We start from the raw sequence: 10,195 nt of genomic DNA, 5'->3' as shown, positions 1-10,195 counted from the left end.
CGGGTGGGCTCGGGCCTGCGGGAACGCTGGGTCGGTCCGCGCCGGCGTGTGATCCGCTCTGGTTGCGCCAGTTCGGGGTGTCTTCCGACGTGGACAACGCGAAATGCCGCGATGGGAGCCGCCGCAGCTTCGGGGGTGCGCCAGCGCGGCGGCTCAGCCCGGCGGGGACGACGGGTCCGGGCCGGCGGTGAGATCGGGCACGGTCAGCGTCCCGTCGGCGGCCAGCGGGAAGCCCGGATTCCAGGCGATCTCCCACACATGACCGTCCGGGTCGGTGAAACAGCCGGCGTACCCGCCGTAGAAGGTGTCGGCGGCCGGGCGGGTGATTCGCGCGCCGGCCTGCGCGGCGGTGGCCATGATCTGGTCGACCTCGGCGCGGGACCGAACGTTGTGCGCCAGCGTCAGAGCGCCCGGTCCGCGCTCCGGTACGCCCGCGTCGGCGGCCAGCTTCGCCCGCCCCCACAGCACGAGCGCGAGCCCACCGGCCTGGAAGAAGACCGTCTCCTCGACCTCCTGCCCGCGCCAGCCGAGCCGCTCGTAGAAGGCGCGGGCGCGGGCGAGGTCGGTGACGCCGAGGGTGATCAGGCTGATCCGTGGCTCCATGCCTTCGGACCGTACCGGTTCCGCGTCAGCCGGTGGGATCCGGTCCGATGGGGACGCCGGTCGCGGCGGCACCACCGATGCGGTGTTGGGCTGGCCACCGATTCTCGGTACGTTCCGGTTGACCTGGAGTGCGCTCCAGCTCCTACGGTCGCACTGTACCGATGAAGGGGGAAGTGCGGATGAATACCGTGGAGCTGGGCCGTACCGGTGAACACGTCAGTCAGCTGGCACTCGGCTGCATGCTGATGGGGACGCTCACCGACGAGGTCGATTCGTTCCGGATGCTCGACCGGTTCACCGGCCTCGGCGGCACCTTTCTCGACACCGCCGACTGCTACGCCTGGTGGCTGCGCAGGGGCAGCCACGGTGGGGAGAGCGAGGAGCTGCTGGGGCGCTGGTTGGCCCGCAGCGGCCGGCGCGACGAGGTGTTCCTCGCGACCAAGGGCAGCGCGAAGGTGACAGATCCAGGCAGCCTGTGGGGAGCCGGCGACGAACCGGACTGGGAGGCCGCGCGTACCCGGTTCGAAGGAGCCGGCGCGGAGACGCTGCGCCGCGCGATCGACGACAGCCTCCGCCGGCTCGGCACCGATCACGTGGACCTGTACTACGTGCACGTCGACGACCGGAGCACGCCGCTAGAGGAGACCCTGGAGGCGCTCGCCGGGATTGTGCAGGCCGGAAAGGCCCGCTACATCGGATGGTCGAACGTCCGCACCTGGCGGCTGGAGCGGATCCGGCAGCTCTGCGCCGCGCACGGCTGGCCGACGCCGGTGGCGTTGCAGCAGCAGCACTCCTACCTGCGCCGCCGGCCGGGGCTGCCGGATGTGTCCATCGTCGACGACGAGCAGCTCGACTACCTGAACACCCACGACGACCTGACGCTCGTGGCGTACTCGCCGCTGCTCAAGGGCGTCTACGACGACCCGGCGAAGCGCAACGGCCACCACATCATGCGGCCGTACGAGGGGCCGGACACCGTCGCCCGCCTCGCTGTGCTCAATCAGGTGGCGGCTGAGGTGAGAGCTGCGCCGGGCCAGGTTGTCCTCGCCTGGCTGCTGCGTCACTCGCCGACCGTCGTGCCGTTGATCGGGCCGCGTACGCCGGAGCAGCTGGAGGCGGCGCTGCCGGCCCTCGACGTCAAGCTGAGCGACGAGCAGCTGGCCCGGCTCGACTCCGCGGGCGCCTGACCGCGGGGTACGCAGTCGCTGGCCCGCGCCGTCGGCCGGGCCAATGGGAGTCGGACGACTCCCGGGGCATCGCCCACGCGCACATGTCGTCGTCGACGAGAACGTGTGCCGGGCGATGCCCTGTGCCTCCGGATCACCTCGTCTGTGTGCGGACCCGGGGCCGATGGGTTAGCGCGAGGTCTTCGCGAAGGCGACGAAGCCGCGCCACGCCTCGGGGGTGAGGACCAAAGTCCCGCCGTCACGGTCCTTTGTGTCGCGGACGAGGACCGTGCCCGGGAGGTTGTCGGCGACCTCTACACACGCTCCACCGTTGTTGCCGCTCTTGGTGCTCTTGCGCCACCGTGCGCCGGTCAGGTCCATGACGTCGCCGCTTTCCTGATGAGGTCGAGGGACTGGGCCCGGGGAAGAGCCTCCCCCACGATGCGCGCCCAGCGTCGTTCGAGGGTAGCAATTTCCGACCGCTGGTCGATGATCTGCGCCTTGACCTGACCGTCGACATGGGCGTACCGCGTGCCGTCCTCCATCTCGGCGATGATGAACGGCCCGCCCAGGCCGGGGTACATGCCGGTGTCCTGCGGCACGACGTGGATCTGCACCGTGGGCAGGTCGGTGCACGCGACCAGGTGCTCGCACTGCTCCCGCATCAGGTCGGGCCGCCCCCGCAGCGACCGCCGCAGGACCGCCTCGTCGACGACGGTGACCAGCAGTGGGGGGTGGTCGCGGCGCAGGATCGCCTGCCGCTTGATCCGCGCCGTCGCGAGGTGGTCGACCTCCTCGGCGGTCAGTGCCTCGCCGGCCAGCGTCGCCCGCGCGTACGCCGGGGTCTGCAGTAGGCCCGGCACCCAGGCCAGCTCGAACCAGCGCAGCGCGACCGCCTCCCGCTCGATGTCGGCCCACAGCCGGAACCACGCCGGTTCCCGGCGCTTGAGGACGTCCGGCCACAGCTCGGCGACATCCTTGCCCAGAATTCGCGCGACGTCGGAGCGGTGCCGGGTCTGCGGGATCCGTCCGTGGCTCACCCAGCGCGCCGCCGTCTTCGGATCGACGCCGACCTGAGCGGCGAGGCTCTCGGCGGTCTGGCCCGCCTCGACCATCGCCGTCTTGACCGCCTGATTCATGCCTCGTCCTCCCTGGAACGTCCCGAACATCCGGAGTGCATAGCGTAACGCTGTGTTGTCGGTCCGCAACCCTTGGCAATGTCGGGATCAGGGCGGGCGGCCGGTGGCGGAGACACCGGGTGCCCGCGGCCGTCGGGACGCCCCGGACCAACGACGGGGCCGTCCCCAGACCGCCGACCAAGGAGGGAACATGCCGAAGGAACAACCGAAGCCCGCGCCGAGGCCACAGCCGACGAACGATCCGCCCGCGCGTCCGATCGTCCCGGGACCGGTCGTCCCCGGGCCGCTTGGTCCGCTGGTGCCGCCGTTTCGAGGGCCGGGCCGGGTGATGGACGTGGTGCCCGCGTCGCACCGGGGCCGGGGGCGCAACGGGAGATCGGCGTGGTGAGCGGCGCGCCACAGGACGGCCCGCAGGTCGTCGCCGGGGACGTGTTGCTGCTCGGGCGCGAGGCGTCCCCGCAGTTCGTTCGCCCGCTCACGGTGCGGGTGATCCGCCGCCTCGACGACTGGCATACCTACGACGGATGGCTCTGGCTCGACGGGTACGAGGTCGGGGCGAAGGGTGAGGCGACCCGCCGCCGGACCCTGTACGTGCGGCTGGCGGGAGTCCGGTGGTTGAACATGTCGGCACGCCTGACCCGGCCACGCCGCCCGCCGGCTCGAACGGTGGTGGCCGGGTGAGCGCGCACACCCCGTTGCGTCCGACCTGGTTGTGTCGGGTGGACGCGCATCCGTGGCCGTGTGGCGCGGCCCGGCTGGGGCTGTTGGCGCGCTTCGCCGACCGGTCGGAGTTGGTCGCGTACCTTGAGGTGCTGCGCGAGCTGGCCCACGGCGACCTGACCGACCTCGGCGGCGGCCGTGAACCGAACCTGACCCACCGCTTCCTGACCTGGGCCAGCCCTCACGTCTGAGCGCGAGCACCGAGGAGTGCGAGTCCGGACGTAGAGTCGGTCAGCGGCGGCGGGCGAGCGGCAGTAACCCCACCAGCACCAGCGTCGCTCCGAGTGGCAGCAGATCCAGGTTGACCGCGATCGCCACGAACCCGACCAGCACCAGCGCCGGGCTCCAGGCCGGCAGCAACCGCGGCCGTACCACGACCGCCCGTACCAGCAGTGCCAGCAGGCCCAGCTCGAACAGGACCGGTCCCAGGACGAACACCGGACCGGGGATCACCGCCACCTCCTCCAGGCCGGGGAAGAGGTCGTACCCGATCACCCAGAGGAAGCCGGCGGCCCCGAGCAGGGTGGCCGCCGCCGCGGTCTCCAGCATCGCCCGCAGGCCGGCCGGCAGGAGTACGCCGCGCAGCCTCACCGCGAGCACGGCGAAGCAGAGGATGCCGAGGCCGAACGCGACGTGGCCGACGTCCCACGCCCAGCCGTTGCCCCGGTCGCCGTCGAGGCCATCGGCCACGCGGAACAGCGCGTAGACGAGCAGAAGCAGTGGGGCGGCGAGCGCGGGCAGGCGCAGTGAGGCGGTGTCCCGGCGGTCGATGACGGTCATTGACCCAGCTTGGCGGCGCGGGGGCGACGGGTCATCCGGGTTACGCCCGACCCGTCCCCTGAGGACACCCGGAGCCCGAACAACCGGCTTCGTTCTTTGCGGCCTGTCGCACGCCCGCTCCGATAACCCGTCGCCAAACCCGCGGCCCCAGCACTACCGTCGGTGGTCGTGACCCGTACCGTGACCCTCGTCCTGGTCGACCCCACCGGCCGACCCCTCGGGGCGCTGCCGTCGTATCAGGTGGAGAGCCCGTGGTGGCAGGAGGCCGAGCCGGTGGTCCGGGGCGCGCCCGTCGACGTGGTCGTGTTGCGGCTGCTCACCGGCGAGAGCGACAGACCCGGTGCCGGCGGGCAGGTCACCTACCTGGCCGAGGTCGCCGGGCCCCCCGCCGTCGCGCTGCGTCCGGTGTCGGTGGACCTCACCGGGCACCCGCTGCGCGCCCCCTACGCCGAGCCCGGCGGCCCGGCCGCCAGCGTCGGCTGGGCCCGTAGCGTCCTCGACCACCTCGGTCGGCCCGCCACCGAGGTGACGCAGCGGCGCACCTGGAACCTGTCGGCGATCTGGCGGCTCGACGGACCGCACGGCGGGGCCTGGCTCAAGCAGGTGCCCGGCTTCTTCCGGCACGAGGCGGCGGTGCTGCGCCACCTCAACCTGCTCGCCCCCGGTTGCGTACCCGTGTTGCTCGCCGCCGACGGCAGCACCGGGCGGATGCTGCTCGACCACGTGCCGGGCGAGGACCGCTACGGCGCCGACGCCGCCGAACGCGCGGCGATCGCCGCCAACCAGCACGACCTTCAGGTAAGCACACTGCCGGCCGTCGACGACCTCGTCGCGGACGGGGTGCCGGACCTGCGCGGGCCGGCACTCGACCGGTGGATCCGCGCCAACCTCCCGCCGGATGCGCCCCTCGACGGTCTGGCGGAGCGGCTGGCGGAGGTGGCCCGGTGCGGGCTGCCGGACGTCCTCGTCCACGGTGACCTGCACCCGGGCAACGTGCGCGGCGACGGCCACCGGCGGGTGATCATCGACTGGGGGGACGCGTTCGTCGGGCACCCGGCGTTCGACATCCTCCGGCTGACCGAAGGGCTCGCCCCCGACACCGCCGACCCGCTGGTCGCGGCCTGGTGCGCGCGATGGCAGGCGAGCGTAGCGGGCTGCGACCCGCAGCGGGCCGTGCGGCTGCTTCGGCCGGTCGCGGCGCTGCGGATGGCAGCGGTGTACGCGATGTTCCTCGCCAACATCGAGCCGAGCGAGCGGATCTACCACGCCGACGACGTGCCGCGCTGCCTGGCGGCAGCCGCGGCGAGCGCCTGACACCTGTCGGGGCCGGCGGCTTGCGCGTGTCATCCCGGCTCCCGGCACCGCCTGACAGAACGAGACCGGGCCGCACGGCGCCGGTGGGCGGCCGTGCGGCCCGGTGGTGGCTCAGACTCCCAGGGCGCGGAGCTGAGGCAGGGCGGTCTTGGCGGTGGGGCGGCTGGTATTCCTGGTGGCGCGGTCCTCGGCCTGGGTGCGGTCGGGTTCGCGCAGGTTCCCGGTGACCCAGTCGGAGCTGCCCTTGTCACCGTTGTAGGCGGTGCACTCCCACCACTTGTCGACCGGGTAGCCGGGGTCGCGGGCGCGCTTCTTCACACAGTCGGTCGGCGTGAGCTTGGCGACGACCGCTTCGTAGGCGCGGATCTGGCTCCGGAGGACGAGGTCGGTGCCGTTGACGAAACCGGCCTGGGCACGGGCCGCGAGAACGATGGCGAAGATCGGGCCGATGACGAAGCCGATCTTGTCGACCGACTGCGGGCTCTGCACCGCGTTCGCGAACGCGCTGGCCTGGGTGGCGCAGCTCGTGGCGTTCTGGGCCCACGCCCGCAGCGTGTACTCGTCCATGAAGTCGATGTTGAGGAACTCGATGGTGTGGGCTTCGAGGCAGCCTTCCACCTCGGCGGCGGCGATGGCGTCGATCTGCGCGATGATCTCGGTCCTGCTCTGCGCGATGGCCGTCTTGATCTCGCGGATCGCGGCGTCGAGGTTGGCGCCCCCGCCCCCGCCTCCGAGCAGGTAGCCGGCCACGGCGATGCCCATGCTCACCCAGTCGATGGCGAACGCCTGAGCGGCGGTTTCGGTCGGGCGCTTGGTCTCGCTGGTGGTCGCGGCGGCCTGGGCCGGCACACCGGTGCCCGCCACCGCGATCGACACCGCCAGGCTGGCGGCGGCCAGGCTGTTCAACAGTCGTGTTCTCACTGGGACTCCTATGGCTGCTTCAACGTGGGCAGGGTCGTCTTGGCTACTTTCCAGCTGGAGTTGACCGCGGCTGCGAGCTTGAGGTCCTCCACATTGACCTGCGGCCTTGTCCATTGGCCGGTCACTTTGTTGAGAGCCTCCGTGGCTGTGGCCGTCTCACCATTGGCCGCCGTACACAGCCAGGTCTTCGAGTACCAGTAGGCGTCGTTCTCAGTCCAGGTCGGCTCGCACTTCGGCTCCAGCCTCTGCACGATCTTTTCGTTGGCCTCGATGTACCGCTGGCGGAGCAGTTTTCTGGACTCCGGGGTGTACCCGGCGTCTCTGGCGGCCGTTTCCGCCATCGCGTACTTGACGTTGAGGGCGTGACCGATGGCGTCGGCGGCCTTGTCGTCCTGGGTGGCGTCCAGCTCTCTCTTGTCGACCGAGGCGGACGTGATGATCCTGCTGGCGAGGTTCCGCACCCACCGTCGGTCGTGGCGGAACTGTTCATAGTTGGCGTACTCGATGGCGAATCCGTCCATTTCGCCCAGCGCCCGGGCGGCGACGTGCCCGTCGATGTGGCTGATGACCTCGTTCCGAGCCTGCCCGACCAGGCCGACCACCTCACGGACCAGCGCCTCGATTTGATCCGCGGACAGGCCTTCGCGGGAGATCTTCAGGGCGGTGAACACAAGGGTGATGACCGGGCCGCTGATGTCCTGCGCCCGGGCCGGCTGAACGCTGCTGGGCACCGCGACCCCAACCGCCAACAGCGTCGCGATCAGGCCGCGTACCAGTCTTCGTCGCACATCTGCTCCCTTCGTCTTGCCGGGAGTCTGTCGGTGCCGAAGGGTGCGCGTCTTCGTGAGCCGTGAGCAATTTCCCAGTGACGTTTGTCAGTCCGCGTAGTGGTCCACGGCGAGCGTCCGCGCTACCGTCGCACTCAGCAGCCGCACGCCGGCGGTCGAGCTGGGGTCGATGCCGGTCACCTCGCGCACGCGGCGCAGCCGATAGTCCAACGTGCGGGGGTGGATGTGCAGCGCGGTGGCGGTGCTCGTGCGGTTCATGTCGTGGGCGTAGTAGGCACACAACGTCGCCACCAGGTCCGGGCCGGAAGCGAGCGCCCTGGCATAGCTGCGTAGCCACCCGTCGACCGCCGGGGCACGCGCGACTGCCATCTCCACGAACAGGTCGGTGATGCCGGGCAGCCGGTCCGGACGCTCCTGCGGCGGCGCCACCCGGCTCGCCTCCCGCGCCCAGGCGAGCGTCTCGGCCAGCCCACCCACCGCGCCCTGCGCAGCGCCGATGCGGCAGGGCTGCCCGGTCAGTGCCGCCGCGGTCCGTACCCGCTGAAGGATCCTTGTTGGTGACTCGTTGCCGGGGGTGAGCACGGCGAGCTCGTCGGCGGCGAGCCAGGTCACCGGGATCCGGTCGGCGGTGAACGCGGCGACCACCTCGGCCTGCGCCTCCGCGGTCACCGGCCGCGCCGTCCTCAGAACCGTGAGGTGGTACTGCCCGGCAAGGCGCAGGTCGGCGACGAACGGCTCCACCGGCTCGTCAGCGAGCAGCGCCCGAGCCAGGATCTCCAGCCGTGTCGACAACATCCGTGCGGTGCCCATGCCCCGGGTGTAACCGCGCAGGTAGGCGCTACGCGCGGGGACGCCCTGGGCGCCGAGCCAGCCGACAATACGCAGCAGGTCGGTGACGTCCTCGGGGCGGGCCAGATCGTGCACCTCGCGCACCATCATCGCGGTGTGCAGACCGAGCACCTGCTGCTGCGACGGCATGGACAGGCCGATCTCCGCCCGCTGCCGGCCCACCGCGGCGATGCCGGCCAGGTCGGCCTCGCTCAGCGGCAACTCGGCCGCGGCGAGGTCGAGCGAGCGGCGTCGGATGAAGACCGCGAAGTCGTACATGCCGATGCGCTCGTCGGAACCCGGCCGCATGGCCTGGTATTCGCCGACCTCGCTGGTGAACGTCTCGACCGCCTGCCGGGCGTTGACCTCCACCCGTTCGCGCAGGGCGTCGAACAGTGCACTCATCCGGCTCCTCCCCGTCGAACGCGCATCGAAGCACAGCGACGGTTACGGATGGGTCGCTCTCCGGTATCGACCGTAACAGATGCACCCTGTGGTGACACGTCCTGCCAGCACCCCTACTCCGGGGCGTGGCAGACCGCCTCGACGTTGTTGCCGTCCGGGTCGCGGACGAACGCGCCGTAGTACGCCGGGTGGTACTCCGGCCAGACCCGGGGCGCGTGCAGCACCTCCGCGCCTGCGGCCACCGCGGCGTCGTGGAACGCCTGGACGGCGGCGCGGCTCGACGCGGTGAAGGCGATGTGCGTCTCGTGCCCCTCGCCGTCACCGGTCACCGGGCTGATCCAGAAGTCGGGCCGGTCTACGCCGTAGCCGAGCACCTCGCCGAACTCCAGCATCCGGCGAGCGCCCAGCGGGGCCAGGACGGTGTCGTAGAAGGCGCGGCTGGCAGGCACGTCGCGAACCTGAATGCCCAGGTGGTCGAGCACGGATGATCTCCTTCGTCCATGTGACAGGGGCAGGCTACGACCCGGTTGTGACACCCAACGCCGAATCAGTCCACGTGGCGTGCCGTCAGGCGGCGATGGCCCGGGCAGCGGCGTACAGGTCCGCCGGCAGCGGATACGCCAGCTCCCACACGATGCGCATCGGGCGGTCCCCGCTGTGCTTTCGGTACGTCATCGGCCCGGCGTAGAGGTGGGCCGGTGCGCCCAGGTCCCGGTCCGGGATCCGCGTCTCCCGCACGAACAGGTGCACCGTCGAGCCGCGTGAGGCGTGGTGGATGTACCGGGTGTCCCCACCGTGTTTCTGCCGGCGCAGCCCGAACTAACTGCGGTTTCCTCGACCGCGGTACGCAGCTGGGAAGCTGACGTCGCGCAACCAACGGCAAACTGCTCCGGACACACTCAGAGTCCCCTCGTCGACAGCTGCCGGTAGACCACTGAAACCTGACGTACCGCCATTGAGCGACGTGGGAGTCTGACCTTGGGTCGTGGCCGGGAGATCGGCTTGGTGAGGACGAGAACTGGTCTGCGGGCCGCCGGCGATGCTGGCCGGCACCCGGCTCAGTCGAGGCAGAACTCGTTGCCCTCGACGTCCTGCATCACGAGGCACGACTCGTTCTTCTCGTCGGCAGGCAGCAGTCGCACGCGTACCGCGCCGAGCGCGACCAGCCGGGCGCATTCGGCCTCAAGCACGGCCAGGCGCTCCTCACCCACGAGCCCTGTGCCGACCCGCACATCGAGATGCAGCCGGTTCTTGACGACCTTGCCTTCCGGAACGCGCTGGAAGTACAGGCGCGGGCCCGCACCGGTGGGATCGCTGCATACGAACCATGAACCCGCCTGCTCGGGCGGCAGGGTGCGATTGAAATCGTCCCAGGTGGCAAAACCCTCCGGCGGCGGCGGTGCGACGTACCCCAGCACCTCGCACCAGAAGCGAGCGACGCGCTCGGGATCTGCGCAGTCGAAGGTGACCTGGATCTGCTTGACCGATGCCATCGGTCCACCATAGAGGTGGGTGGTTCGCCGTCTCCACG

13 protein-coding genes and 1 pseudogene are annotated in these 10,195 nt (G+C 71.0%); 4 read left to right on the top strand and 10 right to left on the bottom strand.

Annotated features, from left to right (window positions below; genetic code table 11):
• Positions 1 to 153: 153 nt before the first annotated feature.
• Entirely contained in the window at positions 154 to 603 is a 450-nt protein-coding gene (locus tag E1193_RS13705) for a VOC family protein (protein WP_132183574.1), read from the bottom strand.
• Between the two features lie 179 nt (positions 604 to 782).
• Here E1193_RS13705 and E1193_RS13700 point away from each other — a divergent pair, with 179 nt between their 5' ends.
• The gene (locus tag E1193_RS13700; RefSeq protein ID WP_132183573.1) at positions 783 to 1,790 is read left to right on the top strand and encodes an aldo/keto reductase; all 1,008 of its coding nucleotides are present in this window, start codon (positions 783 to 785) and stop codon (positions 1,788 to 1,790) included.
• 168 nt (positions 1,791 to 1,958) lie between these two features.
• Here the strand turns inward: E1193_RS13700 and E1193_RS13695 are convergent, their stop codons facing one another.
• Together E1193_RS13695 and E1193_RS13690 are read right to left on the bottom strand one after the other, a co-directional pair.
• The gene (locus E1193_RS13695) at positions 1,959 to 2,144 is read right to left on the bottom strand and encodes a DUF397 domain-containing protein (protein WP_132183577.1); all 186 of its coding nucleotides are present in this window, start codon (positions 2,142 to 2,144) and stop codon (positions 1,959 to 1,961) included.
• Positions 2,141 to 2,908 carry a DUF5753 domain-containing protein gene (locus tag E1193_RS13690; protein WP_132183572.1) on the bottom strand — a complete coding sequence of 256 codons (768 nt, stop codon included), beginning with the start codon at positions 2,906 to 2,908 and terminating at the stop codon, positions 2,141 to 2,143. The genes E1193_RS13695 and E1193_RS13690 overlap by 4 nt, the downstream gene beginning before the upstream one ends.
• A gap of 384 nt (positions 2,909 to 3,292) precedes the next feature.
• Here E1193_RS13690 and E1193_RS13685 point away from each other — a divergent pair, with 384 nt between their 5' ends.
• Together E1193_RS13685 and E1193_RS13680 are read left to right on the top strand one after the other, a co-directional pair.
• A complete protein-coding gene (locus E1193_RS13685; RefSeq protein ID WP_132183571.1) occupies positions 3,293 to 3,589 on the top strand; it encodes a hypothetical protein in 297 nt (98 codons plus the stop codon).
• On the top strand, positions 3,586 to 3,819 hold the full coding sequence (locus E1193_RS13680; protein WP_132183570.1) for a flavin reductase: 234 nt from the start codon (positions 3,586 to 3,588) through the stop codon (positions 3,817 to 3,819). Before E1193_RS13685 ends, E1193_RS13680 begins: the two co-directional genes overlap by 4 nt.
• Positions 3,820 to 3,859: 40 nt before the next feature.
• Here E1193_RS13680 and E1193_RS13675 read toward each other — a convergent pair whose 3' ends face one another.
• The gene (locus E1193_RS13675) at positions 3,860 to 4,408 is read right to left on the bottom strand and encodes a hypothetical protein (protein WP_132183569.1); all 549 of its coding nucleotides are present in this window, start codon (positions 4,406 to 4,408) and stop codon (positions 3,860 to 3,862) included.
• A gap of 168 nt (positions 4,409 to 4,576) precedes the next feature.
• Here E1193_RS13675 and E1193_RS13670 point away from each other — a divergent pair, with 168 nt between their 5' ends.
• Positions 4,577 to 5,722 (top strand): aminoglycoside phosphotransferase family protein, encoded by a 1,146-nt coding sequence (locus E1193_RS13670; protein ID WP_132183568.1) that lies wholly within the window; start codon positions 4,577 to 4,579, stop codon positions 5,720 to 5,722.
• A 111-nt stretch (positions 5,723 to 5,833) separates the two neighbouring features.
• On the opposite strand, the gene E1193_RS13665 is transcribed toward E1193_RS13670, so the two are convergent.
• The 6 genes and pseudogenes from E1193_RS13665 to E1193_RS13640 form a co-directional block, all read right to left on the bottom strand.
• Positions 5,834 to 6,643: a citrate lyase subunit alpha gene (locus E1193_RS13665; protein ID WP_165945728.1), complete on the bottom strand. Its 810-nt coding sequence runs from the start codon at positions 6,641 to 6,643 to the stop codon at positions 5,834 to 5,836.
• Between the two features lie 8 nt (positions 6,644 to 6,651).
• Entirely contained in the window at positions 6,652 to 7,431 is a 780-nt protein-coding gene (locus E1193_RS13660) for a hypothetical protein (protein WP_132183566.1), read from the bottom strand.
• 87 nt (positions 7,432 to 7,518) lie between these two features.
• Positions 7,519 to 8,664 carry a PucR family transcriptional regulator gene (locus E1193_RS13655; protein WP_132183565.1) on the bottom strand — a complete coding sequence of 382 codons (1,146 nt, stop codon included), beginning with the start codon at positions 8,662 to 8,664 and terminating at the stop codon, positions 7,519 to 7,521.
• Positions 8,665 to 8,777: 113 nt separating this feature from the next.
• The gene (locus E1193_RS13650; RefSeq protein WP_132183564.1) at positions 8,778 to 9,146 is read right to left on the bottom strand and encodes a VOC family protein; all 369 of its coding nucleotides are present in this window, start codon (positions 9,144 to 9,146) and stop codon (positions 8,778 to 8,780) included.
• A gap of 85 nt (positions 9,147 to 9,231) precedes the next feature.
• Positions 9,232 to 9,447: pseudogene (locus E1193_RS13645) on the bottom strand (hypothetical protein); the annotation flags it as partial.
• Between the two features lie 275 nt (positions 9,448 to 9,722).
• Entirely contained in the window at positions 9,723 to 10,157 is a 435-nt protein-coding gene (locus tag E1193_RS13640; RefSeq protein WP_132183563.1) for a VOC family protein, read from the bottom strand.
• Between the last annotated feature and the right edge of the window lie 38 nt (positions 10,158 to 10,195).

The sequence above is a fragment of the Micromonospora sp. KC606 genome (assembly GCF_004348675.1).
Classification (GTDB): Bacteria; Actinomycetota; Actinomycetes; order Mycobacteriales; family Micromonosporaceae; genus Micromonospora.
Note: the sequence above shows the minus strand (reverse complement) of the source record. Positions and strands in the feature narration are given on the sequence as shown.

Excerpts from the sequence above, each read along its gene's own strand:
- E1193_RS13655 (WP_132183565.1), bottom strand. The coding sequence starts at position 8,664 with ATGAGTGCACTGTTCGACGCCCTGCGCGAACGGGTGGAGGTCAACGCC.
- E1193_RS13675 (WP_132183569.1), bottom strand. The coding sequence starts at position 4,408 with ATGACCGTCATCGACCGCCGGGACACCGCCTCACTGCGCCTGCCCGCG.
- E1193_RS13700 (WP_132183573.1), top strand. The coding sequence starts at position 783 with ATGAATACCGTGGAGCTGGGCCGTACCGGTGAACACGTCAGTCAGCTG.
- E1193_RS13640 (WP_132183563.1), bottom strand. The coding sequence starts at position 10,157 with ATGGCATCGGTCAAGCAGATCCAGGTCACCTTCGACTGCGCAGATCCC.
- E1193_RS13690 (WP_132183572.1), bottom strand. The coding sequence starts at position 2,908 with ATGAATCAGGCGGTCAAGACGGCGATGGTCGAGGCGGGCCAGACCGCC.
- E1193_RS13705 (WP_132183574.1), bottom strand. The coding sequence starts at position 603 with ATGGAGCCACGGATCAGCCTGATCACCCTCGGCGTCACCGACCTCGCC.